This is a genomic window from Leifsonia sp. C5G2, assembly GCF_013359685.1.
Classification (GTDB): Bacteria; Actinomycetota; Actinomycetes; order Actinomycetales; family Microbacteriaceae; genus Leifsonia.
The window spans coordinates 141,952-167,137 of the sequence record NZ_JABFMV010000001.1; the positions used below are offsets into that span (position 1 = coordinate 141,952).

21 protein-coding genes, 1 tRNA gene and 1 pseudogene are annotated in these 25,186 nt (G+C 71.4%); 2 read left to right on the forward strand and 21 right to left on the reverse strand.

The annotated features are described in order from the left end of the window. Positions 1-50: 50 nt before the first annotated feature. Entirely contained in the window at positions 51-1,883 is a 1,833-nt protein-coding gene (locus tag HNO83_RS00660) for a phosphoenolpyruvate carboxykinase (GTP) (RefSeq protein WP_175335579.1), read from the reverse strand. A 113-nt stretch (positions 1,884-1,996) separates the two neighbouring features. Between HNO83_RS00660 and HNO83_RS00665 the strand changes: the two genes are divergently transcribed. Beyond that, positions 1,997-3,448: a helix-turn-helix domain-containing protein gene (locus HNO83_RS00665; RefSeq protein ID WP_175335580.1), complete on the forward strand. Its 1,452-nt coding sequence runs from the start codon at positions 1,997-1,999 to the stop codon at positions 3,446-3,448. A 110-nt stretch (positions 3,449-3,558) separates the two neighbouring features. Here HNO83_RS00665 and HNO83_RS00670 read toward each other — a convergent pair whose 3' ends face one another. From HNO83_RS00670 to topA, 16 genes are all read right to left on the reverse strand, one after another. Beyond that, positions 3,559-4,320 (reverse strand): 3-hydroxyacyl-CoA dehydrogenase, encoded by a 762-nt coding sequence (locus HNO83_RS00670; RefSeq protein WP_175335581.1) that lies wholly within the window; start codon positions 4,318-4,320, stop codon positions 3,559-3,561. A 41-nt stretch (positions 4,321-4,361) separates the two neighbouring features. Continuing rightward, positions 4,362-5,552 (reverse strand): thiolase family protein, encoded by a 1,191-nt coding sequence (locus tag HNO83_RS00675; RefSeq protein WP_175335582.1) that lies wholly within the window; start codon positions 5,550-5,552, stop codon positions 4,362-4,364. Between the two features lies 1 nt (position 5,553). Continuing rightward, positions 5,554-7,017 (reverse strand): NAD-dependent succinate-semialdehyde dehydrogenase, encoded by a 1,464-nt coding sequence (locus HNO83_RS00680; RefSeq protein ID WP_175335583.1) that lies wholly within the window; start codon positions 7,015-7,017, stop codon positions 5,554-5,556. Beyond that, positions 7,017-7,514: an Lrp/AsnC family transcriptional regulator gene (locus HNO83_RS00685; RefSeq protein WP_175335584.1), complete on the reverse strand. Its 498-nt coding sequence runs from the start codon at positions 7,512-7,514 to the stop codon at positions 7,017-7,019. The genes HNO83_RS00680 and HNO83_RS00685 overlap by 1 nt, the downstream gene beginning before the upstream one ends. A gap of 46 nt (positions 7,515-7,560) precedes the next feature. Then, positions 7,561-8,289, reverse strand: coding sequence for an alpha/beta fold hydrolase (locus tag HNO83_RS00690; protein WP_175335585.1), 729 nt, complete (start codon positions 8,287-8,289; stop codon positions 7,561-7,563). Positions 8,290-8,335: 46 nt separating this feature from the next. Continuing rightward, positions 8,336-10,537 (reverse strand): MMPL family transporter, encoded by a 2,202-nt coding sequence (locus tag HNO83_RS00695; RefSeq protein WP_175335586.1) that lies wholly within the window; start codon positions 10,535-10,537, stop codon positions 8,336-8,338. Between the two features lie 54 nt (positions 10,538-10,591). Then, positions 10,592-11,167, reverse strand: a complete 576-nt coding sequence (locus HNO83_RS00700) for an isochorismatase family protein (protein WP_175335587.1) — start codon at positions 11,165-11,167, stop codon at positions 10,592-10,594. A 16-nt stretch (positions 11,168-11,183) separates the two neighbouring features. Next, the gene (locus tag HNO83_RS00705; protein WP_249776398.1) at positions 11,184-12,674 is read right to left on the reverse strand and encodes a D-alanyl-D-alanine carboxypeptidase/D-alanyl-D-alanine-endopeptidase; all 1,491 of its coding nucleotides are present in this window, start codon (positions 12,672-12,674) and stop codon (positions 11,184-11,186) included. A 41-nt stretch (positions 12,675-12,715) separates the two neighbouring features. Next, positions 12,716-12,931 (reverse strand): hypervirulence associated TUDOR domain-containing protein, encoded by a 216-nt coding sequence (locus tag HNO83_RS00710; RefSeq protein WP_175335588.1) that lies wholly within the window; start codon positions 12,929-12,931, stop codon positions 12,716-12,718. Between the two features lie 49 nt (positions 12,932-12,980). Then, on the reverse strand, positions 12,981-15,536 hold the full coding sequence (locus tag HNO83_RS00715; protein ID WP_175335589.1) for a PKD domain-containing protein: 2,556 nt from the start codon (positions 15,534-15,536) through the stop codon (positions 12,981-12,983). A gap of 103 nt (positions 15,537-15,639) precedes the next feature. Next, positions 15,640-15,715: transfer RNA gene (locus HNO83_RS00720), tRNA-Thr, on the reverse strand. Between the two features lie 80 nt (positions 15,716-15,795). Then, entirely contained in the window at positions 15,796-16,488 is a 693-nt protein-coding gene (locus HNO83_RS00725) for a TetR family transcriptional regulator (protein WP_175335590.1), read from the reverse strand. A 59-nt stretch (positions 16,489-16,547) separates the two neighbouring features. Then, the gene (locus tag HNO83_RS00730) at positions 16,548-18,107 is read right to left on the reverse strand and encodes an alpha/beta hydrolase (RefSeq protein WP_175335591.1); all 1,560 of its coding nucleotides are present in this window, start codon (positions 18,105-18,107) and stop codon (positions 16,548-16,550) included. Next, positions 18,104-19,291: a DNA polymerase III subunit delta' gene (locus tag HNO83_RS00735; protein WP_175335592.1), complete on the reverse strand. Its 1,188-nt coding sequence runs from the start codon at positions 19,289-19,291 to the stop codon at positions 18,104-18,106. Before HNO83_RS00735 ends, HNO83_RS00730 begins: the two co-directional genes overlap by 4 nt. A 73-nt stretch (positions 19,292-19,364) precedes the next feature. Then, positions 19,365-19,985, reverse strand: coding sequence for a dTMP kinase (gene tmk / locus HNO83_RS00740; RefSeq protein ID WP_175335593.1), 621 nt, complete (start codon positions 19,983-19,985; stop codon positions 19,365-19,367). Continuing rightward, a complete protein-coding gene (topA, locus tag HNO83_RS00745; protein WP_175335972.1) occupies positions 19,982-22,765 on the reverse strand; it encodes a type I DNA topoisomerase in 2,784 nt (927 codons plus the stop codon). Before topA ends, tmk begins: the two co-directional genes overlap by 4 nt. 245 nt (positions 22,766-23,010) lie before the next feature. On the opposite strand from topA, the gene HNO83_RS00750 reads away from it, so the two are divergent. Next, a complete protein-coding gene (locus HNO83_RS00750) occupies positions 23,011-23,256 on the forward strand; it encodes a hypothetical protein (protein ID WP_175335973.1) in 246 nt (81 codons plus the stop codon). Between the two features lie 67 nt (positions 23,257-23,323). Here the strand turns inward: HNO83_RS00750 and HNO83_RS20850 are convergent. From HNO83_RS20850 to HNO83_RS00770, 4 genes and pseudogenes are all read right to left on the reverse strand, one after another. Continuing rightward, a pseudogene (locus tag HNO83_RS20850) lies at positions 23,324-23,689 on the reverse strand (Rv3654c family TadE-like protein); the annotation flags it as partial. Continuing rightward, complete coding sequence (locus HNO83_RS00760) at positions 23,686-23,988, reverse strand: hypothetical protein (RefSeq protein ID WP_349627038.1); 303 nt, start codon at positions 23,986-23,988, stop codon at positions 23,686-23,688. The pseudogene HNO83_RS20850 and the gene HNO83_RS00760, both read right to left, overlap by 4 nt. Positions 23,989-24,010: 22 nt before the next feature. Further along, positions 24,011-24,202, reverse strand: a complete 192-nt coding sequence (locus tag HNO83_RS00765; protein ID WP_175335595.1) for a DUF4244 domain-containing protein — start codon at positions 24,200-24,202, stop codon at positions 24,011-24,013. Positions 24,203-24,289: 87 nt separating this feature from the next. Beyond that, the gene (locus tag HNO83_RS00770; RefSeq protein WP_349627039.1) at positions 24,290-25,162 is read right to left on the reverse strand and encodes a type II secretion system F family protein; all 873 of its coding nucleotides are present in this window, start codon (positions 25,160-25,162) and stop codon (positions 24,290-24,292) included. Positions 25,163-25,186: the final 24 nt, after the last annotated feature.

Here is a 25,186-nt window from a genome sequence, read left to right on the forward strand (position 1 = left end):
AACTCCGGAGCTGATGGCTTGGCGGCCGGGCTTAAGCGGGCGGTGGGGGGTCAGGCGCGGAGGTGGTAGCGGAGGGAGGCGAGCTCGGCGCGGAGGGCGGCCGGGACGCGGGAGCCGAAGCGGTCGAAGAACTGCTCGGTCAGGTCGCACTCGGCCTGCCAACTCTCGGGGTCGACCTCGAAGAGCGCCTCGACGTCCGCCTCCGCGAGGTCGAGGCCCGCGAGGTCGAGCTCCTCGACGATCGGGAGCCGGCCGATGGCCGTCCCGACGCTGCCGGCGGTGCCCTCGACCCGGCGGGCGATCCACTCGATCACGCGGGCGTTCTCGCTGAACCCGGGCCACAGGAAGCGGCCGTCGTCGCCCTTGCGGAACCAGTTCACCTGGAAGATCGCCGGCGCCTTGTCGCCCAGCTGCTCGCCGACCTCGAGCCAGTGCGCCCAGTGGTCGGCCATGTTGTAGCCGCAGAACGGCAGCATCGCGAACGGGTCCCGGCGCAGCTCGCCCACGACACCCTCGGCGGCAGCGGTCTTCTCGGACGAGATGGTCGCTCCGATGAACACGCCGTGCTTCCAGTCGCGGGCCTGCGCCACCAGCGGGACGTTGGTCCCCCGGCGTCCGCCGAACAGGATGGCGTCGATCGGCACGCCGTCGAACGCATCCCAGTCGTCCGCGATGGACGGGCACTGCGCGGCGCCCACGGTGAACCGGGAGTTGGGGTGGGCGGCCGGGCGGCCGGAACCCGGCGTCCAGTCGTTCCCCTCCCAGTCGACCAGGTGCGCCGGCGGCTCGTCGGTCAGACCCTCCCACCACACGTCGCCGTCGTCGCGCAGTGCCACGTTGGTGAAGATCGTGTTGCCCCACAGCGTCTGGACCGCCGTGCGGTTGGTACTGAGGCCCGTGCCGGGCGCGACGCCGAAGAAGCCCGCCTCCGGGTTGATCGCCCGCAGCCGGCCGTCCGGACCCTGCCGCAGCCAGGCGATGTCGTCGCCGATGGTCTCGACCGTCCAGCCCGGGATGCTCGGCTCCAGCATCGCGAGGTTCGTCTTCCCGCACGCCGAGGGGAAGGCTGCGGCGAAGTGGAACACGCGCCCCTCCGGCGAGGTCACCTTGATGATCAGCATGTGCTCCGCCAGCCAGCCCTCGTCGCGCGCCATCACCGAGGCGATGCGCAGCGCGAAGCACTTCTTGGCCAGGATGGCGTTCCCGCCGTAGCCCGAGCCGTACGACCACACCTCCCGCGTCTCCGGGAACTGCACGATGTACTTCGTCGGGTTGCACGGCCAGGGCACGTCCTCGCGGGCGACCCCGTCCGCGTCGACCAGCGGGTAGCCGACGCTGTGCACGGTCGGCACCCACGGCTGCCCGGCGTCGATCAGGTCGAGCACGACGTCGGTGACGCGGGTCATCATCCCGAGGCTGACGGCGACATAGGCGGAGTCGGTGAGCTGAATGCCGACCTGCGAGATCGGGCCGCCGACCGGTCCCATCGAGAACGGGACGACGTACATCGTCCGCCCGCGCATGCTTCCGGCGAAGACCTCCCGCAGTTCGGCGCGCATCGCGTCGGGCGCGCGCCAGTTGTTGGTGGGGCCGGCGTCCGACTCGTCCTCCGAGCAGATGAACGTCCGGTCCTCGACGCGCGCCACGTCTCCCGGGTCGGTGCGGGCGAGGAAGCTGTTCGGGCGCCACTCCGGGTTGAGGCGGATCAGCTTGCCCTCGGCGACGAGCTGCTTGGTCAGCCGGTCGGCCTCGCCGAGGGAGCCGTCGCACCAGACGACCTCGTCGGGCTGCGTGAGGGCGGCGATGTCGTCGACCCAGGCACGGACGGCGTCGACGCCGCCGGCGGGAACGGTGTCGGTCAGCGGAAGCTCGGCGATGCTCATGTCGGGTCCTTTGCGTGAAAGAATCGGTTGCACATCCAGGATCAGGGATGTTCCCCACCCTTGAACCGTCCATTTGCTTGCAAGAATCGCGAATCTTTCGCTAACGTGAAGCCATGAGCACCGTCGACACGGGCGACATCGACGTCGCCACCCTCGGCCATCGCATCCGTCACTTCCGGGTCCGCCGGGGCATGACCCTCGACGACCTGGGCGCCGCAGCGGGCGTGGCCCCCAGCCAGCTGTCGCTCATCGAGAACGGCAAGCGGCAGCCCCGGGTCTCGCTGCTCAGCGCACTCGCCGCCGCCCTCGGCGTGCAGCCCGCCGACCTGCTCTCGACCGAGCCTCCGGACGAGCGCGCCGCTCTGGAGATCGAACTCGCCCGGGCGCAGCGCGGCACGCTCTACGCGTCCCTCGGGCTGCCCGCGGTGAAGCCGACGAAGGGCACGCCGACCGAGACGCTGCGCGCCCTCGTCGGGCTGCACCGGGAGCTCGGCCGCCGCGCCAGCGAGGCGATCGCGACGCCGGAGGAGGCCCGGCGCGCCAACACCGAGCTGCGGGAGCGGATGCGGGCGCAGAACAACTACATCCCCGAGATCGAGGAGCTCGCGGAGCAGCAGGTGAAGGCGTCCGGGCACGTGCGCGGCGCGCTCACGCACCGCGAGGTGAGCGTGATGGCGGAGCGTCTCGGCTTCGAGCTCATCTACGTCAACGACCTGCCGCGCTCGGCTCGGTCGGTCACCGACCTCGAGAACGGCCGGATCTACCTCCCGCCCGCGTCCATCCCCGGCGGCCACGGCCTCCGCTCGATGGCCCTGCAGGCGATGGCGCACCGGCTGCTCGGGCACACCCGGCCGGAGTCGTACGCCGACTTCCTGCGCCAGCGGCTGGAGATCAATTACTTCGCCGCGAGCTGCCTGATGCCGCGGGAGGCCGCGGTCGGCTTCCTGCAGCAGGCGAAGAAGGAGAAGGACCTCGCGGTCGAGGACTTCCGCGACGCGTTCGGCGTCACCCACGAGGCGGCCGCGCTGCGGCTGACGAACCTGGCGACGAGCCACCTCGACATGACGCTGCACTTCCTCCGCGTCGGCGACGACGGCGCGCTCTACAAGGGGTACGAGAACGACGGGCTGCCGCTGCCGACGGATGTGACGGGATCCATCGAGGGACAGATCGTCTGCCGCAAGTGGGGCGCGCGCAGTGCGTTCACGCACACGAACCGCACCACGGAGCTGTACCAGTACACCGACACCCCGGCGGGGACCTATTGGTGCGCGACGCAAACCGGGACGACCGCGGAAGGCGGCTTCTCGATCAGCGTGGGTGTGCCGTTCGACGAGGCCAAGTGGTTCCGCGGGCGCGAGACGACGGCGCGCGCGGAGTCGCGCTGCCCGGACGAGTCGTGCTGCAAGCGACCGCCGGCGGATCTCTCCGGGCGCTGGGCGGGCAAAGCGTGGCCGAGCGCACGGCTGCACGCGCACATCCTGTCGCCGCTGCCGTCGGGTTCGTTCCCCGGCGTCGACGACGCCGACGTCTACGCCTTCCTGGAGGCCCACTCCGGCGTCTAGCCCGGCCCCCACGCCATCAGCTCCTGAGTTCTTCGACCCGGATACGGCGTGTCGGGTCGAAGAACTCAGGAGCTGACGGCTGGGGAGCTGGGGGCGGGGGGAGTTGGGGGCTACTTGGGCTGCATGCGGATGGCGCCGTCGAGGCGGATGGTCTCGCCGTTGAGCATGGGGTTGTCGACGATCGCGCGCACCAGGGCTGCGTACTCGGCCGGCTTGCCGAGACGCGAGGGATGCGGCACCTGCGCGGCCAGCGAGTCCTGCGCCGCCTGCGGAAGGCCCGCCATCATGGGCGTCTCGAAGATGCCCGGCGCGATCGTCATCACGCGGATGAGCGACCGCGCGAACTCGCGGGCGAGCGGCAGCGTCATGGCCGCGACCCCGCCCTTCGACGCCGAGTAGGCCGGCTGCCCGATCTGCCCGTCGAACGCCGCCACCGACGCGGTGTTGACGATCACGCCGCGCTCCTCCCCCACCGGCTCGGTCTGCGCGATCGCCGCGGCGGCGAGCCGCACGACGTTGAAGGTGCCGATCAGGTTCACCCGGATGACGCGCTCGAAGTGCTCGAGCGGGATGAGCCCGTCGCGCCCGATGACCTTCTCGGCCGTGGCGATGCCCGCGCAGTTCACGACGACGCGCAGCGGAGCCATCCCGCTCGCGGCGTCGACGGCCGCCTGTACCTGCGCCTCGTCGGTGACGTCGGCGGCGACGAACCGGGCGTTCGGACCGAGGGCGGTGGCCGCCTTCTCGCCCTCCGAGGCGGGGAGGTCGAGGATGACGATGTGGGCTCCGCCGTCGATGAGGGCCCGCGCGGTGGCGTTGCCGAGTCCGCTCGCTCCGCCGGTGACGATCGCCGAGCATCCGTCGAGTCGCATGGTTCTCCTTCTGATCGTGAGTGGATGGGGTACCCGCGCGGTCAGCGCAGCACTTCGATGAGGGTGGCGTTGGCGGTGCCTCCGCCCTCGCACATGGTCTGCAGGCCGTAGCGTCCGCCGCGTGCCTCGACCTCGTTGAGCAGGGTCGCCAGCAGCCGCGTGCCGGACGAGCCGAGCGCGTGCCCGAGGGCGATCGCGCCGCCGCGCGGGTTCAGTCTGGAGGGGTCGGCCCCGAACTCCTGCCGCCAGAGCAGCGGCACCGGCGCGAACGCCTCGTTGACCTCGTAGGCGTCGATCTCGTCGAGCCCGACGCCGCTGCGCTCGAGCAGCTTGTGCGTCGCGGGGAGGATGCCGGTCAGCATGAACAGCGGGTCGCTGCCGGCGACGGCGAAGGAGTGGAAGCGCGCCCGCGGCCGCAAGCCCAGCCGCTTCGCGGCGTCCGCGCTCATGATGAGCGCCGCCGAGGCACCGTCGGTGAGCGGAGACGAGTTGCCCGCGGTGATGCGCCACTCCAGCTGCGGGAACCGCTCGGCGAGCCGCTCGCTGCGGAACACCGGCCTCAACCCGGCGAGCGCCTCCGCGGTGGTGCCGGGACGGATCGTCTCGTCCGCCATGACGCTCCCCGAGTCGGGGGTCGGGACGCCGACCAGCTCGCCCTCGAACGCCCCGTTCGCCGCCGCCCAGGCGGCGCGGCCGTGCGACTCGGCCGCGTAGTCATCGAGCTGCGCCCGGCTGAAGCCCCACCGGTCGGCGATCAGCTCCGCCGCGACGCCCTGGTTCACCAGACCCTCCGGGTAGCGCTGCCGCACCAGCTCCCCGCCGAGCGACGCGCCCTGCACGTTGGAGCCCATCGGGACGCGGCTCATCGATTCCACGCCGCAGGCGATCACGACGTCGTACGCGCCGGAGATCACTCCCTGCGCGGCGAACGCCGCCGCCTGCTGGCTGGAACCGCACTGCCGATCGACCGTCACGGCCGGAACGCTCTCGGGGAAGCCGGCGCTCAGCAGCGCCGTCCGCGTGATGTTGCCCGCCTGCTCGCCGGACTGCGTGACGCATCCGCCGATCACGTCGTCGACCACGGCCGGGTCGATGCCGGTGCGGTTGACCAGTTCGATCAGGACCCCGGCGAGCAGGTCGGCGGGATGGATGTCGGAAAGCTCGCCGTCGGGCTTGCCGCGCCCCGACGGGGTGCGGATCGCGTCGACGATGACCGCCTCTGCGCGGGTCATGTCAGGCTCCGAACGGGTTGGGCGTGAGCGTGTACTTGGTGTTCAGGTACTCGCGGATGCCCTCGAAGCCTCCCTCGCGCCCGAGCCCCGACTGCTTCACACCGCCGAACGGGGCGGCCGCGTTGGACACGACGCCGACGTTGAGCCCCATCATCCCGGTCTCCAGCCGCTCGATCATGCGCTGTCCGCGGGCGAGGTCCCTCGTGAAGACGTAGGAGACCAGGCCGTACTCGGTGTCGTTGGCGAGCCGCACCGCCTCGTCCTCGTCAGAGAACCGGACGATCGAGAGCACCGGCCCGAAGATCTCCTCCCGGAGGATCTCGCTTCCCGGCGGCACGTCGGCGACGACGGTCGGCTCGAAGAACGTGCCCGTCCCCTCCACCCGCGAGCCCCCGGCGAGCACCGAGGCGCCACGGGTCACCGCATCGCGGAGCAGCTCCGAGACCTTGGCGACGGCGTCCTCGTTGATCAGCGGCCCGATGGCGACGCCGTCCTCCGTCCCGCGGCCGACCTTCAAGCCGTTCACCCGCTCGGTCACGCGGCGGGCGAACTCGTCGGCGACGGCCTCGTGCACGATGAACCGGTTGGCGGCGGTGCACGCCTCCCCGATGTTGCGGAACTTGGCGAGCATCGCGCCGTCCACGGCCTTGTCGAGGTCGGCGTCGTCGAAGACGACGAACGGGGCGTTGCCGCCCAGCTCCATGGAGGTGCGCAGCACGTTCTGGGACGCCTGCTGCAGCAGCTTCCTGCCCACCTCGGTGGAGCCCGTGAACGACAGCTTGCGCAGCCGGGGATCCGCGATGATCGGCGCGGAGACCTTCCCGGAGGTCGTCGTCGTGACGACGTTGAGCACGCCGCCCGGAAGGCCCGCGTCCTCCAGCAGCTTGGCGAAGTACAGCGTGGTCAATGGCGTCAGCTCCGCCGGCTTGATGACCACCGTGCAGCCCGCGGCGAGCGCCGGGGCGATCTTCCGTGTGGCCATCGCGAGCGGGAAGTTCCAGGGCGTGATGAGGAAGCTCGGTCCGACGGGATGCTGCGACACGATCATCCGCCCCGTGCCCTCCGGGTTGGCGCCGTACCGACCGGTGATTCGCACCGCCTCCTCGGAGAACCAGCGCAGGAACTCGCCGCCGTAGGTGACCTCGCCGTTCGCCTCCGCGAGCGGCTTGCCCATCTCCAGCGTCATCAGCAGCGCGAACTCGTCGCGCCGCTCCTGCAGCAGGTCGAACGCGCGGCGGAGGATCTCGCCGCGCTGCCGGGCCGGCGTGGCCGCCCAGTCGTCCGCCGCGGCGACCGCCGCGTCTAGGGCACGGATGCCGTCCTCCGGCGAGGCATCGGCGATCTCCTTGATGCGGTCGCCGGTCGCCGGGTCGAAGACAGGGAACGTCCCGGCCGAGCCGGCCGCCCACTCCCCGCCGATGTACAGCCCGTCGGGCACGCGCTCCAGCAGCGCCTTCTCATCCATCACCCGTTCTCCTCCTTCGTTGCGTCGTCGTCCGCCGCGACCGCGGCCTGCACCAGCGGGACGGTGCGGTGCGGGATCGCGGTCGCCAGCGCGATGACCGTCGAGGTGCGCACGATCCCTGGAGCGCCGACGATACGCCCGATCACACGCTTCAGGTCGGCGTTGCTCCGCGCGACGGCCCGGATCATCAGGTCGCCCGCGCCGGTGATCGTGTGCGCCTCGAGCACCTCGGGGATGCCCCGCAGGTGCTCGACGGCGGCCTCGCCGTCCTCCCCCGCGGCCAGTTCCGCGGTGACGAAGGCCGTCACCGGGTAGCCGAGCAGCTCCGGGTCGATGGCCGGCGCGAAGTCCCGCACCACGCCGGATCGCTGTAGCCGGTCGAGCCGCGCCTGCACCGTCCCGCGCGCGACGCCCAGCCGCCGGGACGCCTCGAAGACGCCCAGCCGGGGTTCGGCGGCCAGCAACGCGATCAGCTCGGCGTCGAGCTTGTCGACCATGCGGCCCTCCTTCGGTCCTCGCACATCGTACGACGCGAGGCCCGGACTAGGCAGGGTCGTCGTCCGTGAGGAACGGCAGTGCGGCCGCCTTGAAGCCGCGGGCGCTGAGCGCCGTGACATGGTTGCGCTTGGGCAGCTCCACCAGCCGTGCGCCGAGCAGCCGGGCGGCCTCCGCCGCATCCTGAGCGACCGGGTCGGCGTCGCCCGCGACCAGCAGCGTCGGCACCGTGCTGGCCAGGGGAAGCGGGTGCGCCGCCATCCCGGCCGCGCAGGCGGCGAGCGCCTCCCGGTCCACCCCGGGCGCCTGACGGAGCGACGCCAGCAGCGGAGCGACCGGACTATCCGCGTCGAGCGCGGCCGGCTCGCCGCGGAGGGCCGCCTGCACGGGCTCGACGCCCCACCGGCCGAACTGCTCCACCGTGCCGATCCCGCCGACGACGAGGCGCCGGACCCGCTGCGGCGCCAAGCCGACGAGGGCGAGCGAGACCCAGCTGCCCATGGAGTACCCGATCACGTCGACGCGGTCGACGCCCTGCTCGTCGAGCACCGCCACCAGGTCCTGGGCGAGCAGGTCGGGCGAGTAGGCGCTCGCGTCGTGCGGTGCGTCGCTCCGGCCGTGCCCGCGCAGGTCGGGGACGATCGCGCCGCGCCCGGCCTCGGCGAGCGCTGCGACCCATCCCGTCGCCTCCCAGGTGAGTGCTCCCGTCGACGCGAAGCCGTGGACGAGGAGGACGGGGTCGTCTCCGGGGTGCCGGTCGACGTGCAGGTGCGCCATCCCCCCACTCTCGTTCACGCGCGACAGGCGGGCAACTCCGTGCGGGTCAGGACGACAGCTCCGCCCGCGCCTCGTGCTCCTTCTTGCGCCACAGCTTCGACGGCCACCAGATCGCCCGGCCGATGTCGTACGACACCGCGGGCACGAGCAGCGACCGCACCACGACCGTGTCGAGGAGCACGCCGAACGCCACGATGAACGCGATCTGCACCAGGAACAGGATCGGGATGACGGCGAGCGCCGCGAAGGTCGCCGCCAGCACGACCCCGGCTGAGGTGATGACGCTGCCGGTCAGTCCGAGCCCGCGCAGGATGCCGGGCCGCGTGCCGAGGTGCAGCGACTCCTCGCGCACCCGCGTCATCAGGAAGATGTTGTAGTCCACCCCGAGCGCGACCAGGAACACGAAGCCGAAGAGCGGCACCGCAGCATCCGCGCCGGGGAACCCGAAGACGTGGTCGAAGACGAGGGCCGAGACGCCGAGCGCGGCCGCGTACGAGAGCACCACGCTGCCGATCAGCAGCACCGGCGCGACGATCGAGCGGAGGAGCAGCATCAGGATGAGCAGGATGACCCCGAGCACGATCGGGATGATCTTCTGCAGGTCGCTCTGCGCCGTCTCGTTGGTGTCGAGCGCGATCGCCGTGACGCCGCCGACCAGCACGGAGCCGTCGTCCGAGAGCGACGTGCGCAGCTTCTTCACGACGGCCTCGGCCTCGGCCGAGTCGGGCTCCGAGGCGAGCGTGGCCTGGATCAGCACGTGCCCGTCCTTCACCACGGGCTCCTGCTGCACACCCGGCTGCGGCCTGCCGCCGCCGGTGTAGAACGCGGCGGAGGCGATGCCGTCCGTCTTCTCCGTCGCCGCCAGCACCGCGTCGCCGTCGGATTTCGGCGCGACGATGAGCACAGGCGACCCGGAGCCCGCGTCGAAGTGCTTCGCCACGACGGCCTGGCCGTCGACCGCGTCGGACTGGGAGAGCACGACGTCGGTCTGCTGGACGCCGTTCGCCTTCAGCTGCGTGAGGCCGAGCGCGCACGCCGCGAGCAGCACGAACGACACGATCCACGTGACCCGCGGGCGTCGGGCGATCAGGCCGCCGACGCGCCGCCACAAGCCGCTGACGCCCTCCAGTCCGGTGAGGGTCGCCCCCTCCTGATGCGCGTGCCGGCGACCGCCGACGACGGGCCGGAACGGCCAGAACGACGCGCGCCCGAAGATCGCGAGCAGTGCGGGTAGGAGGGTGAGGGCCGCGAACAGGGAGAACACGATGCCGATGGCTGCGATCGGCCCGAGGCTCTTGTTCGAGTTGAGGTCGGAGAACAGCAGGCAGAGCAGCGCCAGGATGACCGTGGCGCCCGAGGCGACGATCGGCTCGAACGCGGCCTTCCAGGCCTTGAGGATGGCGACCCAGCGGGACTCGTCGCGCTCCAGCGCCTCCCGGTAACGGGCGACCAGCAGCAGCGAGTAGTCCGTGGCGGCGCCGATCACGAGGATCGAGAGGATGCCCTGGCTCTGCCCGGAGAGCTTGATCCAGCCCCACAGCGCGAACAGGTAGACCACGAGGATCGCGGCGCACAGCGCGAAGATCGACGTGAACAGCACCAGGAACGGCAGCAGCAGCGCGCGGTACACCAGCAGCAGGATGACGAACACGGCCGCGACGGCGACGAGGAGCAGGATGCCGTCGATGCCCCCGAAGGCGGCGACGAGGTCGGCGGTGAGACCCGCGGGACCGGTGACCCACGCCTTGGCGCCCTCGGGCACGCCCTGGTCGGCGACCGAACGCAGGTCGGCGACGACCGTCTTCAGCTCGTCCGACTGCTCGACGGGGACGATGTACTGCACCGCCTTCCCGTCCGCCGAGGGGATGGGGCCGGCGACACTGGTCGACTGGCCCTCCGGCGGCGCCTGCACACCGTCGACCTCGCCGAGCTTCCGCCCCAGCTCGGCGTAGGTGGTGGCGAGCTCGCTCTTCTGGATCGTCCCGTCCGCCTGCACCACGACGATCGCGGGGATGGCGCCGGAGTCGGTGAACCGCTTCTGCCAGTCCTGCACCTCGGTCGACTCCGCGCTGGCGGGCAGGAAGGAGGCTTGGTCGTTGCTGGAGACGCCCGAGAGCTTGCCGAACGTCGGGCCGCCGAGGCCGGCCAGAGTGAGCCAGATCAGCACGAGGGCGGTGGGGACCACGATGCGCAGCCAGCGTGCCGGCTGCCTGATCGTTCCCGGCTCGTTCGCCTGTCCGTTAGACACTACGCCTCCTGATTACTAGATGGGCTAGCAATCAGGGTAGCGCGGATGCCGCGCTCAGTCCACGAGCTCCGCACCGGCGTGCGCGAGCTCGGCCAACGCGGCCTCCGACGAGGCCGGATCGACACCTGCGACCAGCCCGGTCAGCACGCGCACGTGCTGTCCGCGCCCCACCGCGTCCAGCGCCGAGGCCCGCACGCAGTAGTCGGTCGCGATGCCCACGACGTCGACCTCGTGGATGCCCCGCTCGTCGAGCAGCTCGTGCACGGTCTCCCCCGCCTCCGTCCGCCCCTCGAACAGCGAGTACGCCGGAACCCCCTGGCCCTTGTGGACGTGATGCGTCACCCGCGTCGTGTCGAGCGCCGGGTGGTAGTCGGCCCCCGGCGTTCCGGCCACGCAGTGCGCCGGCCAGCTCTCGACGAAGTCAGGCTCGGCATCGGTGGCGAAGTGGCCGCCGTTGTCGTTGTGGCCGTCGTGCCAGTCGCGGCTGGCCACGATCAGGTCGTAGTCGTCCGCGTGGTCGCGCAGCCAGGCCGTCACGCCCTCCGCCACCGCGGCGCCGCCCGTGACACCGAGCGCACCGCCCTCCGTGAAGTCGTTCTGCACATCCACGATGAAGAGCGCCCTGCCCATGTGCCGCCTCCTCAGGTCAGCCGTTGGTGAGGTTGTCGCCGCACTTGTAGAAGCCGGTGACGAGGGTGTCGATGGCCTGCTTGGCGTTGTCGCCGACGTTGCCGAGCGCGAACACCGCGAAGGTGAGTGGGGTCCCGTCTGCCGCGTTCACGATGCCGGAGAGCGTGTAGCCGTGGTCGATCCACCCGGTCTTCGCGAACACCGCGCCCCGGGCGGCGGAACTGGCGCCGGTGAACCGGTTGTAACCCGGGCCGAGCGTGCCGGACTTGCCCGCGACGGGCAGACCGTCGTAGACCACGCCGAGACCGTTCTGCCGGTTCATCACCTTGATGAACAGCTGCGTCAGGTACGACGGCGGCACCGCGTTGTCATTGCTCAGGCCGGAGCCGTCGGCGATGTGGATGCCGGAGGTGTCGATCCCGTAGCCCTTCAGGCCGGCGAGCACGCCCGCATTCAGGGCGTCGAAGGTGTTGCCCGCACCGTTCTTGATGGCGACGAGCCGGGCCAGCTCCTCCATGATCGTGTTGTCGGAGACGCGCATCGCCTGGTCGATCAGCGTGGTCACCGGCTGCGACTGCACCACTCCGAGCTGCCGCGCCCCCGCCGGCGCGGCGCCCTGGCTGACGCCGACGTTCGTGCCGAGGTACTGCTGGAAGTACTGCACGGCCCGCGAGACGGGATCGGTGCTCCGCGGGGACTCGACCGCGGTGGGGTCGTCGCGGTCGCCGTCGACCATGAGCGAGGTCATGTACGACGTCGAGCCTTCAACGACGCGCTCCTCGCGCTCGTCCCAGCTCGGCTGCCAGACCGGCGCACCGAAGAGGGACGTGTCCACGACGATGGAGGTGATCGGCTGGCCGCCCATGGCCTGCTTCACCTGGTTCGCGAGGTCCTGGATCTTGGGCGCCCCGGTGTAGAACGACGCCTGGCCGTCGGGCAGGCGCGAGAGCGTCACGTCACCGCCGCCCACGATCACGACCTGACCGGGGGTGCTCCCCGCGACGACGGTGGTCGAGACGCGGTAATCGGGGCCGAGGGTGGCGAGCGCCGCGGCGGAGGTCAGCGTCTTCAGGACGGACGCGGTGGGTGCCGGCTTCCCGCCGTTGCGGTCGAACAGCACCTGGCCGGTCTTCGCGTTCACGACCTGCGCTTCGAGCGTGCCGAGCCGGCCGTCGGCGGCGAGGCCGGCGACGGAGCAGGTGCGGACACGCGTCGCCGCGCCCTGGTTGGCGGGCACGGGGCGTCCGGGGTCGACCGTCGGTGTCGGGGTCGGGGTGGCCGTGCGGGTCGCCGTCGCGGTCGGAGACGCGGGGCCTGCGGCGGCAGCGGGCGCTCCGACGGTCGCGCCGAGCGCGACGCTGCCGGAGGCGAGCAGGAGGAAGGCCACGGCCGCTCCGGCGGCCATCCAGGTCTTGGGGTGCGAGCGCACCGCGGTCATGATGCCGGCGAGCGGTCGCCGCGGCGGGCGCGCGGGCGCGCCGGTGTCGGGCTGATCCGATTCGTGCATCCGGGTATGTTACCCGGGCTTCCTGAACGTCGGAACTCCGGTCAGCCCTTGTCCTTGCTGAGCGCCTCCGGCTTGTGCACGGCCTCCTTGCCGCTCTTGTCGCTCTTCACCAGGTACTGGGGGTCGTCCTTGGAGGCGCGGACGGTCCTGCCGGCCGCCTCCGTGTCCTCGGTGATCTTCTTCTCGACCTCGCCTGGCACGTCCACCCCGTGGGAGGACCACTCGACCCGGTCGCCGTGCTTCAGCTCATCCGCCATGCCCGCAGCCAACCACCGCGGCTCAGATCCGACCAGGGGGGCGGCCGGCTCACGGCACGGCGGTCACCCGGTAGTTGTCGAAGGACACGGTCACCGGCGTCGCCGTCGCGGTGGCCGAGAGGTACGCGCGCAGACCGACGCTTCCCGCGGCCTGCAACCCGGCCGTGGAGTCGGTGGCCGTGACCTGCCAGGAGGCCGGCTCGGCCTGCGCCGCCGCCCACACCTTCGCACTCAGGACCGTCGGCGAGGAGCCGACCGCCTGGATCCGGACGCTCAGCTGCTGTCCCGGCGAGTAGGAGAGCCCGCTGACCGTCGAGGTCCGGAGGGCCGTCCCGTTCGCGAGGAGCTGGATCTGGACGGCACCGCTCGCGCTCAGCCAGACCCGCCCCTCGTACGCCGCCGACCCGACCTGGCGGCCGATCGCCGACACGAAGGCACCGCCCCCGGTCGGCGCGAGGTCGGTCGTGAACGACACCGTGGAATCCGTCCGGCTCGACGAGACGCCGCCGAGGGTCTGGGTCTTCGTGGATCCGGCCGGGTCGTTGATGCGGCCGGCGCCCGACGAGACGGAGTACGAGGATGTGGTGCCCGCCCCGGTCCACGCGCCTCCGGTGTCCGCCGCGCCCCAGCCTCCGGTCACCGTGCGCTCGAACCCGTCCCGGGCGATCGTCGTCCCGGTGTTCGCCGCCACGGTCGCCTGACGGGTCGTCGACGCCGTCGCTCCCGCGTTGTCTTTCACCGTCAAGGTGATCGTGTAGGTGCCTGCCGCGGCATAGGTGTGCCCGGCTGTCGAGCCGCTCGCGGTGCCGCCGTCGCCGAACGACCACGCGTACGACGAGATCGTCCCGTCCGGGTCGCTGGAGGCGCGGCCGTCCACCGAGACGGCGAGACCGTTGATCCCGACCGTGAAGGACGCCGTCGGCGGCTGATTCGCCCCGCCGCCGGCGATCACGACCCGGTTGCCCGTCCGGGCGATGCGGTTGCCGTCCGGGTCGGTCACCGTCAGCGTGTAGGTGTGCGCGCTGCCGCCGGCCAGCCCGCTGTCGGTGTACGACATCCCGGGGAGGCTCCAGAAGTTCGTCGAGCGCGTCACCTGGTAGACCGGATGGGCCGTATCGCCGTCGCGGGAGAGCGCGTAGGTGAGGGCGGCGTTGTCCTGGTCGTACGTCGCGGTCCAGCTGATTCTGGCCTGGCCCGCGGAGGGCGACGTGGCGTTCGGCGTCAGCGCGGTGTTGTTGTTCGGGCCCGTCGTGCTGCGCACCACCGAGTCGAACGCATACCGGGTCAGTCCGTACTGCGCGGTGCCGTTGACGGTCGGGAACTCCCCGCCTGCGACCAGGTACCGGCTGTCGCCTGCCAGACTCCACACCGCCTGGTACTGCCCGGTGTACGTGCCGACCGTGTAGTTCGGGAACCAGGTCTGCAGCGTCGGCGCGGGCTGACCGCTGAAGTTCGCGTACGACCGGTTGCCGTCGTTGGTCAGGGTGCCCGTCCTCGCCTTCGAGAACGCGATCGTGTGGTGGAACGTGCGCGGATTCGTCTCGGGGAACCCGCCGACGTTGCGGCACATGTGGGGATGACCGGCGACGTAGAGCGCGTTGCCGATCGGCGCGACCGTGTAGGTGTCGCCGTGGCAGTCCTCCAGCCAGATCAGGGCGCCCGTGACGGCGTCGGCGGAGAAGCTGCCTTCCAGGTTGCCGCCGGAACCGTAGACGTACCCCGAGCCGTAGATGCGGTCGGAGGTCGCCGCGAGCGACGTGATCCCCGCCTGCGTTCCCGCGTCGCGGACGACGTTGTTCGCCGGGAACGGGAGCGTGCTCCCGGTTGACCCGGTCAGCATCGCGAGCCCGTAGTGCGCCTCGCCGTTCACGTTCTTGAAGCGGCCGCCGGCGTACACGCGCGCCCCGTCCGGGCTGACGGCGAGCGCATCGACGACGTAGTCGGCGGAGGCTCCCCAGGAGCCGATCAGCGCGCCGTTCGTCGGGTCGATCTTGGCGAGGTAACCGCGCCTGACGCCGTTGACGCTGGAGAACGTCCCACCCGCGTAGACCGCCGTGTTCGTGACCGCGAGGGCGCGCACCTGGCTCTCCATGACCGGGCGGAACGACGCGATCGGTTGGCCCGTCGCGGTGCTGATGGCGACGATGCGGTAGTACGACGCGCCGCCCGCCGAGGTGAAGTCGCCGCCCACGTAGATGCGGGAGCCGTCCGGGCTCGCCGCGATCGCGAGCCCCTGGGCGTTCAGCGGCACGTTGAACGACGTCAGCGCTCCGGTGGTGACGTTGTAGGCGAGCAGGTTGCTGCGCGGGGTCGTGTTCGACCCGGCCGGCGAACCTGCCGGCCGGGCGGTGGCGAACTTGCCGGCGACGTACACGGTGTCGCCGACGACCACCTGCGCCCAGGCCACGCCGTCGATCTGGGTGGTCGGCAGCGCCGTCGCCCCGACCGTCGGCGGCGTCGCCGGATTGTTCGGGTCCGGCGGCATCGTGTCGGCGGAGGCGGGGACGCCCAGCCCGACGCCCCCTCCGATCAGCAGCAGCGCACTCAGCGCCGCGGTGAGCAGGCCGAGCGCGCGCGTCCGGCGGGACCCCTTCGTTGCATCCATCACAGCCCCCGGAAGACCTGATTAATTCTCAATTTGCGCACAGCGTACTCCGCGAGACGCGGCGGCGCAGCAGAATCGGGGATTCCGGCGAGAGAGGAGGGGGTGGAGCCGCCCAAGGGAATCGAACCCTTGACCTTCTCATTACGAGTGAGATGCTCTGCCGACTGAGCTAGGGCGGCGTGGGCCGGGCTGACGCCCGACGCACAGTCAGATAGCTTACCCGATCCGGCGGGGTGCTGCCGACCAGGGCGGGCTGCGGTCAGCGCACCTGCGTTCCGAGGGCGGAGAGCTGCTCGAACGAGCTGCGCAGGCGGTCGGAGAGCGGCTCGACGCCGCCGTGGTCGGCCCAGCACGACCAGGCGTGACGCATGCCCGCGAACGCCACATAGGTGACCAGCCGCGCCCGCTGGTGCAGCGCCTCCTGGTCTGCGGCGAGCTCGGGGTCGTCGTGGGCGAGGCGGCGCTGCACGACGCCGCTCAGGGCGTCCTCGAACTTGTGCATGCTGGCCATGCGCAGGGCGAACAGCTCCGGGTTGTCCTTCAGCAGGGCGCGGCGCAGTTCATGGAGGCGGTGGACGCTCTCCGGTCCGGACGCCCGGTCGTCGCCGTCGGGCTCTGCCGTGTCGCCGAGGTCGATCGCCGCGATGAGCAGGGTGCTGATCCCGTCCAGGATCGGCCGCTCCGGACCGGCGGCCACGAACTGTTCGATGGTCTCCTGGTCGGGCAGCTCCGGCAGCTCGCCGATGATGGCCGACTCCTTCGACGGGAAGTAGTTGAAGAACGTACGCGGCGAGACGTTGGCGACGTGACTGATCTCGTCGATCGTGACGCGGTCGAAGCCGCGTTCGCTCGCCAGCTCGACGGCGGCGAGCTGGATGGCGCGGCGGGTCGCGATGCGCTTGCGTTCGCGGAGGCCCGGCTCGCTCACCAGGGCATCGGGGGCGGCAGACACATCCACGATTATTTCACTCGCTGCAAAGTTGCACCACTCACTCTGTCACCACTCGTCGCTCAGCAGGTCTTGCCCTTCTCGGGCACCGTCCCGGAGACGAGGTAGGAGTCCACCGTGTCGTTCACGCAGGAGTTCGACTTGTTGTACGCCGTGTGCCCCTCGCCCTTGTAGGTCAGCAGGTGGCCGTTCTGCAGCTCGGAGGCGAGGTTCTTCGCCCACACGTACGGGGTGGCCGGGTCGTTCGTGGTGCCGACGACGAGGATGGGGGCGGAGCCGTCGGCCGAGATGGGGCCGCGGTCGCCGGTCGCCTTGTACGGCCAGTTGGCGCAGCCGATGTCGCCGTACGCCATGTAGGGGCCGATGACGGGTGCGGCCTTGGCGAGCTCCGCCGCCTGCTGCCGCATCACCGCGGGGTCGGCGTCGTACGTGTAGTCGAGGCAGTTGATCGCCACGAACGCCTCGGTGGAGTTGTCGGAGTAGGTGCCGTCGGAATCGCGGTTGTTGTAGGTGTCGGCGAGCGTGAAGGCCACGGACGCGCTCCCCTTCATCACCGACTCGAACAGCTTGTCGAGATACGACCACGCTGTGGCGTCGTACAGCGGCGTGATGATGGCCGTCACGAGCGTGTTCGCGCCGAGCTCACGGCCGTCGGAGTTCTGGATGGGACTCTTCTCCACCGCTGCGAGCAGCTGCCCGACGGTGGTCATCGCGTCGTCCACCGTGCCGGTGAAGGGGCAGTCCTTCCGGGTCAGGCAGTCGGCGAGGTAGGCACGGAGTGCGCTCTCGAAGCCTTTGGCCTGCACCTCGGTGACGTCGAAGTTGGTGGCGGCCGGATCCAGGGCGCCGTCGAGCACCAGCCGGCCGGTCTTGCCCGGGTAGAGCCCCGCGTAGACCGCGCCGAGGTAGGTGCCGTAGGAGTAGCCGAGGTAGTTCAGCTTCTTGTCGCCCAGGGTCGCCCGGAGCAGGTCGAGGTCGCGGGCGGCGGACACCGTGTCGACCCGAGGGAGCGGCGCGCCGGTGTTCTTCTTGCAGGCGTCGCCGAAGTCCTTCGCGACCTTGGTGTTGGCCGCGATCCACTCGTCGGAGCCCCGCTGGCCGGGCGTGATGCCGTAGAGGTAGTCGTCCATCTGCTTGGCGTCGTAGCACTTCACCGCGGTGGACCGGCCGACGCCGCGAGGGTCGAAGCCGACGATGTCGAAGTGGTCCTGGAGCGTCTTGTCGGCGACGAAGTCGACCGAGTCCTTCACGAAGTCGTACCCGGATGCGCCAGGGCCGCCGGGGTTGGTGAGCAGCGAGCCCTGCTTGGTGCCCTTCGCGGGCTGCCGGATCAGTGCCAGCTCGATCTCGCCCTTCGCCGGGTTGTTCCAGTCGAGCGGCGCCTTCGCGGTCGTGCACTGCATCCCGCTGCCGCAGCCGGTCCACTTCAGGACCTGGCCGTAATACGGCTGCAATGCGGCCGCCACCTTCTCGGGAGACGGAGTGGACGTGGCAGACGTCTTGGCCGGGAGGAACCACGTGACGCACCCGCTCAGGGTCAGCACGAGCACGGCGGCGAGCGCCACGACGGCGGTCGACGCTCTGCGCCGGCGGGGCGCCGAGGGGCCGGGTCGGGTGGTCACAGGTCGCTCCCCTTTCGTGCGGTCGTGCCGCGCAGGATCGTGGTCAGCATGGCCTCGAGGGCGAGGGCCGGGGCGACGTTGCCGTCGATGCGCTCCCGCGCGGTCGCCACCGCGTCCATCGCGGCGAGCGTAGCGGCCGGAGTCGTGTGGGTGCTGAGAGCGTCCAGCTCGGTGCGGAGCTCGCGGTTGACCAGCTCGCTGCCGGTGCCCAGCTGGAGCATCATGACGTCGCGGTAGAGCGAGAGCAGATCGACCAGGATGCGGTCGATGCCGTCGCGCAGGCTGCGCGTGGCGCGCCGCTTCTGGTCCTCTTCGAGCTGCCGGAGCTGGCCGCGCAGGGCGGGAGGGATGGTGCCGCCCGGCTCGATGCCGAGAGAGCGGAGGGCGTGCTCGCGCTCCTCCGCGTCGCGCTCCTCGGTGATGGCCTTCGCGTCGGCGCCCGCGATCTCGAGCAGCGTCGCGGCGGCGAGCACGGCGTCGGAGACGGAGCGGATGCCGAGGGCGAGCTGCAGCGTCTGCTCGCGGCGCCGCCGTGCCTCCTCATTGGTGGCGAGGCGGTGCGCCATCCCGATGTGGCTCTGGGCGTGCCGGGCGGCGCGCTCGGCGGCCTCGGCGTCCACACCGTCGCGGCGCTGGATGAGCTCCGCCACGTCGCCGACGCCCGGCACGCGCAGGCGGACGGTGCGGACCCGCGAGCGGATGGTCGGGAGCAGGTCGGCCTCGCTCGGCGCGCACAGGATCCAGACCGTGCGCTCCGGCGGCTCCTCCAGCGCCTTCAGCAGGACGTTGGAGGTGCGCTCAGTCATGCGGTCGGCGTCCTCGATGACCATCACCCGGTAGCGGCCGACGGACGGAGAGAACTGCGAGCTGGCGACCAGCGACCGCACCTCGTCGATGGAGATGATGACGCGTTCGGTGCTGAGCACGGCGAGGTCGGGGTGCGTGCGCGCCTCCACCTGGCGGCGCGCCGCGAGGTCTCCCTCCGGCGTGCCGGGGCTCAGCAGCGCGGTCGCGAACGCATAGGCGAGGTTCGAGCGGCCGGAGCCGGGCGGCCCGGTGATGAGCCAGGAGTGCGTCATCCCGCGGTTGGCGGGCCCGCCGGACGCGGCGCCAGACCCCTCCGCGGCGGCACGGACGACCTCGATCGCCTCGTCCTGGCCCGTGAGCTCGTCCCACACCGTCATGCCTTCCAGGCTAGCCGCCACCGCGGACACCCACGGACGGCTGAGGAGGGCGTGCGCGGCGTGGCCGGAGTCGTCAGACCCGGCCGCTGAGGCGCTCGCGGATCTCGGCCGCGATGTCGTCGACCGGCCGCGCCGCATCGACGACCAGGAAACGCTCCGGCTCGGCCGCGGCCAGCCCGAGGTAGGCCTCGCGGACACGGGCGTGGAAGTCGGATCGCTCCGCCTCCAGCCGGTCGTAGCGGGTGCGCGCGGTGTCGAGGCGCGCGCGGGCGGCGTCCTCGTCGAGGTCGAGCAGGATGGTGAGGTCGGGCAGGAGGCCCTCTGCGGCCCAGAGCGACAGGTCGCGGATCTGCTGCGCGTCGAGCACGCGCCCGGCGCCCTGGTAGGCGACGGACGAGTCGATGTAGCGGTCCTGCAGCACGATGTCGCCGCGCTCCAGGGCCGGTCGCACGAGCGTAGCGACGTGGTGTGCGCGGTCGGCCGCGTAGAGGAGCGCCTCGGCGCGCGGCGCGATGTCGCCGCGGTGATGCAGGACGATCTCGCGCACCTCCACCCCGAACTCCGTGCCGCCGGGCTCCCGGGTGCGGACGACGGTCCGGCCCTGGGCAGCCAGCCATTCCTCGAGGAGCGCGGCCTGCGTCGACTTGCCGACGCCGTCGCCGCCCTCCAGCGTGATGAAGAGACCGGCGGTCACTCGGCCGACTTCTTCGCGGCGGCCTTCGTCGTGGTCTTCTTCGCCGTCGCCGTCTTGGCCGTCGCCTTCTTCGCGGTGGTCGTCTTCGCCGTGGTCGCCTTCGCCGTGGTCGTTCGTCGCGCCGGCTTCTTGGCCGGACCCTTCGCCCGCTTGTCGGCGAGCAGCTGGACGGCCCGGTCGAAGTCGACCTCGTCGACGGTCTCGCCGCGAGGGATGGTCGCGTTGGTCTCGCCATCGGTGACGTAGGCGCCGAAGCGGCCGTCCTTGATCCGGATCGGCTTGCCGCTGACCGGGTCGGCGTCGAACTCCTTGAGGGCGCTGGAGGCTCGGCGGTTGCCGTACTTGGGCTGGGCGAACAGCTCCAGGGCTCCGGCCAGGTCGATGTCGAAGATGTCGTCCTCGCTCGGCAGCGAGCGGGTGTCCGTGCCCTTCTTCAGGTAGGGCCCGTAGCGCCCGTTCTGCGCCTGGATCTCGTCGCCGCTCTCGGGGTCGGCGCCGACGACGCGGGGAAGGTCGAGCAGCTTGAGAGCCGTCTCGAGGTCGATCGTCGCGAGATCCATCGACTTGAACAGTGACGCGGTGCGTGGCTTCGCCGCGGCGGTCTTCTTGGTCTTCTTCGGCTCGACCACCTCGCCGGTGGCGGAGTCGACCGTCGGCTCCTCCTCGGGGTCGGCCTCGGTCACGTACGGCCCGAAACGGCCGTCCTTCGCCAGCACGACCTTGCCGTTGCCGGGGTTGGTGCCCAGCACGCGGTCCGTCTGCACCGGCGCATCGATCAGCTCGCGCGCCTTGGCGGGCGTGAGCTCGTCGGGGGCGAGGTCCGGCGGGATGTTGACGCGCCGCGGCGGCGCATCCGGACCGGCGTCGGTGTCGGCGACCTCGAGGTAGGGCCCGTACTTGCCGATCCGGAGGGTGATCCCCTCGTCGATCGTGATGGAGTTGATGCTGCGGGCGTCGATCTCGCCGAGGTTGTCGATGACCCGGCGCAGACCCTTGTGCTTGTCGCTCCCGAAGTAGAAGCTGTTCAGCCAGTCGACGCGCTCCGCCTCGCCGTCGGCGATGCGGTCCAGGTCGTCCTCCATCTCGGCGGTGAAGTCGTACTGCACCAGATCGGCGAAGTAGTCCTCCAGCAGCCGGACGACGGAGAACGCCACCCAGCTCGGCACCAGAGCCTGGCCGCGCTGCGTGACGTAGCCGCGGTCGATGATCGTGGAGATGATGCTCGCGAACGTCGAGGGACGCCCGATCCCGAGCTCTTCCAGCGTCTTGACGAGGCTCGCCTCGGTGTATCGGGGCGGCGGCGTGGTCTCGTGGCCGTCTGCCGCGATGTCGCGCACCTCGAGCGCTTGCCCTTCCTTGAGCGGCGGGAGCTTCGCCTCGGCGGCGTCGGAGGCGTTGCGCTCCTCGTCCTTCCCCTCCTCGTAGGCGTTCAGGAAGCCGCGGAAGGTGATGACGGTGCCGCTGGCCGTGAACTCGGCGACGGTGCCGTCGAGCGGCCCCTCCGTGACGCGCGCCGACACGGTCACGGAGGCCGTCTGGCCCTTCGCGTCCGCCATCTGCGAGGCGACGGTGCGCTTCCAGATGAGGTCGTACAGGCGGAACTCCGGTCCGCGGAGCGAACGCTCGAGCTCGGCCGGGGTGCGGAAGGTCTCGCCCGACGGGCGGATCGCCTCGTGCGCCTCCTGCGCGTTCTTGCTCTTGGAGGCGTAGGTTCGCGGCTTCTCGGGGACGGTCTCCGGGCCGTACAGCTTCGCCGCCTGCGCCCGGGCGGCGTTGGTCGCCTGCTGCGAGAGCGACGAGGAGTCGGTTCGCATATAGGTGATGTAGCCGTTCTCGTAGAGCGACTGGGCGACGCTCATCGTCTGGCGCGCGGAGAAGCGCAGCTTGCGGGCGGCCTCCTGCTGAAGCGTGGAGGTGGTGAACGGCGCCGCCGGACGGCGGGAGTAGGGCTTGGAGTCGAGCTTGGACACGGCGACCGCCGTGCTCGGCTGCCGGACCGCCGCGGCGAGGGCGGTCGCCGTCGCCTCGTCGAGCGTGCGTGCGCCGGAGGTGAGGCGGCCGTGGTCGTCGAAGTCGCGGCCGGTGGCGACGCGGTCGCCGTCGATGCGCGCGAGCCGCGCCTCGAAGGCGCTGGCGTCCTCCGGGGCGAGCTGGGCAGTGAGCCCCCAGTACGACGCCGGGACGAAGGCGAGCCGCTCGCGCTCGCGGTCGACCACCAGACGCGTCGCGGCCGACTGCACACGTCCGGCGGAGAGGCCCGGGCCAACCTTCCGCCAGAGGACCGGCGAGACCTCGTAGCCGTAGAGGCGGTCGAGGATCCGCCGGGTCTCCTGGGCGTCGACGAGCGCGGTGTCGATCTCGCGGGTGTTGTCGCGGGCCTTCTCGATGGCCTCACGGGTGATCTCGTGGAAGACCATCCGCTTGACCGGGATCTTCGGCTTCAGCACCTCGACGAGGTGCCAGGCGATGGCCTCGCCCTCGCGGTCCTCATCCGTTGCGAGCAGGAGTTCGTCGGCGTTCTTCAGTGCGCGCTTGAGGTCGGCGACCGTCTTCTTCTTCTGGTCGGACACCACGTAGTAGGGCTCGAACTCGTTCTCGACGTCGACGGAGAACTTGCCGAGGGAGCCCTTCTTAAGCTCCGGCGGGAGGTTCTTCGGCTCGATGAGGTCGCGGATGTGCCCGACCGAGGCCATGACCTCGTAGCCGTCGCCCAGGTACTGCGCGATCGACTTCACCTTGTTGGGTGACTCGACGATGACGAGCTTCTTCGTGTCAGGCACGTGACTCCTCTTAATATGCACACACTGTGTCGTCCACAGCTGACGGTCTCGCCCGTTGGGACGAACACGGCGCTCCCCCTGCTGCGATGGTCCACGACCCGCGCGGTCCGTGCGGCCGACAGGCAAACCATACACACCTTCGCCGTTCGTCTGCCTAATCGTGTCCGTCTCGTTCGCCGTGGGCGCAGATCGCGCCCTGCCACCGGACCCTATGCGTGGCACGGCGCCGGGAGGACAATGACGGTATGGCAACGACGACGACGTACACCGCCAAATTGATCGACGGCCCGCTCGAGGGCAAGACCGTCTCGACCGACTTCCTCGACTCCGGAGACGCCCGTCCCCGCCTCGAGATCTCGGCCGTCGCGGGCTCGAAGCACTATCTCTATGTGCGCGCCGCGGGCTCGGAGGTCGAGTTCGCCTCCGACGACGGTCGGGGACGCCTTCCCACCGCGGTGGCGTACCGCTACGTGGAGACGGTCTTCGACTGACCCCGCCTGTCGCGGGTGCGCGACCGGCGGCTGCGGCCTCGCCGCGACCGCCCGGCGGTCCTGCGCGCGCGGTCCCGGACGCCGACAGCGCGAGATACGGCACGGTGACGGACACGGTGACCACCGCACCCTCGTGGGCGCACGAGGACAGCGCGGCGCCGTTGGCCCGGGCTACAGCCTCGGCGAGATCGCACGGGATGCCGGGCGAGCGCCCGCTCGCCGCATCGGCCGCGGCGAGGGCTGCCAGATCGGCCGCCGCGGCAGCGCGGGATCGCGCCGCGAACGCTCCCACCGCCGTGATCGCCCCCGCCGCGACCGCCACGACGACCCCGACGGACGCCAGTGCGAGCACGGACCCCGCGCCGGCCTCGGACCGGACCAGCCGTCGCAGAAGGTCCCCGGGCCCTCTCCTCGTCCGTCGTGCCCTGGTCATTCGTCGCTGCGTTCGTCGAGGGCGCACGCCCGCGCGCTGATCCGGACGCCGATGGCGCTGAGCGCACCCTCCGACGCGGTCAGTCTGACGCACGTGGCGCTCCCCTGCGGTTCGACCGACACGGCCGTTCCCGCCGGCAACCCGGCCGCGCCGGGATCGTCGCCGCGCGCCACCAGCCGGGCGGCAGCGGCGGCCGAGGCCACGAGGCCGGCCTGCGCGGCGGCGCCGATCACGACCGCGACGCACAGCGCGACGCAGGTCAACACGACGGGCATCGCGATCGCGAACTCCGCCGTCACGCTGCCCCGCTCGGATCGCAGGTCAGCCGCCGGCGAGCGCACGATGCACCAGGTCGCTCAGAATGGCCTTCACCTCGTCGCCTTTGAGCAGCGCGACGAGCAGTCCGGCGAAGCCGACCGCCGCCAGGATCGTGATCGCGTACTCGGCCGTCGCGGCGCCACGATCCTCCCTCAGCCGCGCGCAGAGGGCTCTTCTTCTCTGTATTCGCTCCATCGGTTCCTCCTCCGTGTCGGGTGAGCTGGTTCCATGCTTCCGGCGGCCGACCCGCCGCAGTCGTCGCCGTCGGGATCTGTGGGGAACTCACGTCCACCCCTCGGCTGTGGACGACAAGAGGGAGAGCAGGAGCGGAGCCACCGCGAGGAGGACGAAGCTCGGAAGCACGCACAGCCCCAGCGGGACCATCAGCCGGACCCCGAGCGCAGCGGCGGCCGATCGGGCCTCCGACCGCGCGCTCCGGCGCCGCTGACGGGCGGAGGCCGTCAGCAGCTCCACCGCTGGGACACCGGCGGCACCCGCGAGCTGCACCGTGGCCCGGGCACCACCGTCGTCCGGAGGCGCGAGCCCGCAGCCGCCCGCGGCGTCGCCCGCAAGGCGGATTGCGGCCTCCGCCGACAGCCCTCCCTGCAGCGCGATCGCGATCAGCTCCTCCGCGAGACCCGGCTGCGGTCGCCGCGCGGTCGCGCGGCGGACGAGCGAGCGCATCCACCAGCGGCCCGCCACCATGAGCAGCGCGCCGCCGACGAGAGCGACCGCGCCGGCGGGCGACGCCGCGGTGCCCGCCAGGTCCGCCCCCAGCGCGGCGGCCATGAGGACACCCCCGGCCGGGAGCCACGACACCAGACGCGCGGTCGCGCGGGGTCCGCTGAGGGCGACCCCGGCGTCGCGGTCCGCCTCCGCCGCGTCTCTCAGCGTCTCGGCGATCGTCCGAAGCGCATGCCCGAGCGGCGCGCCGGCCACCTCGGCGACACTCCACACCGCGGCAATGCTCCGCAGGTCGTCCGTCGTCGCCGCCCGCGCGAGCGCGGTGCTGCACGACTCGGTCTTCCGCTCGAGGGCCGCCCGCACTGCGACGGCGACGGGATGCACGCCATGGTCGGCCGCCGCATTCCAGGCCGCTCGTGGCGTCAGCCCCGCGTCGAGCATCACCGCGAGCGACTCGGCCAGCGCTGCCACCCGGTCCGCTTCGGCTCCCGGCGG

Bases quoted from the DNA above. Each gene is read 5' to 3' on its own strand.
- HNO83_RS00665 (WP_175335580.1), top strand. From the start codon at position 1,997: ATGAGCACCGTCGACACGGGCGACATCGACGTCGCCACCCTCGGCCAT.
- HNO83_RS00675 (WP_175335582.1), bottom strand. From the start codon at position 5,552: ATGACCCGCGCAGAGGCGGTCATCGTCGACGCGATCCGCACCCCGTCG.
- HNO83_RS00660 (WP_175335579.1), bottom strand. From the start codon at position 1,883: ATGAGCATCGCCGAGCTTCCGCTGACCGACACCGTTCCCGCCGGCGGC.
- HNO83_RS00750 (WP_175335973.1), top strand. From the start codon at position 23,011: ATGGCAACGACGACGACGTACACCGCCAAATTGATCGACGGCCCGCTC.
- HNO83_RS00765 (WP_175335595.1), bottom strand. From the start codon at position 24,202: ATGGAGCGAATACAGAGAAGAAGAGCCCTCTGCGCGCGGCTGAGGGAG.
- HNO83_RS00735 (WP_175335592.1), bottom strand. From the start codon at position 19,291: ATGACGGTGTGGGACGAGCTCACGGGCCAGGACGAGGCGATCGAGGTC.
- HNO83_RS00690 (WP_175335585.1), bottom strand. From the start codon at position 8,289: ATGGCGCACCTGCACGTCGACCGGCACCCCGGAGACGACCCCGTCCTC.
- HNO83_RS00685 (WP_175335584.1), bottom strand. From the start codon at position 7,514: ATGGTCGACAAGCTCGACGCCGAGCTGATCGCGTTGCTGGCCGCCGAA.
- HNO83_RS00710 (WP_175335588.1), bottom strand. From the start codon at position 12,931: ATGGCGGATGAGCTGAAGCACGGCGACCGGGTCGAGTGGTCCTCCCAC.
- HNO83_RS00680 (WP_175335583.1), bottom strand. From the start codon at position 7,017: ATGGATGAGAAGGCGCTGCTGGAGCGCGTGCCCGACGGGCTGTACATC.
- HNO83_RS00700 (WP_175335587.1), bottom strand. From the start codon at position 11,167: ATGGGCAGGGCGCTCTTCATCGTGGATGTGCAGAACGACTTCACGGAG.
- HNO83_RS00705 (WP_249776398.1), bottom strand. From the start codon at position 12,674: ATGCACGAATCGGATCAGCCCGACACCGGCGCGCCCGCGCGCCCGCCG.
- HNO83_RS00715 (WP_175335589.1), bottom strand. From the start codon at position 15,536: ATGGATGCAACGAAGGGGTCCCGCCGGACGCGCGCGCTCGGCCTGCTC.
- HNO83_RS00670 (WP_175335581.1), bottom strand. From the start codon at position 4,320: ATGCGACTCGACGGATGCTCGGCGATCGTCACCGGCGGAGCGAGCGGA.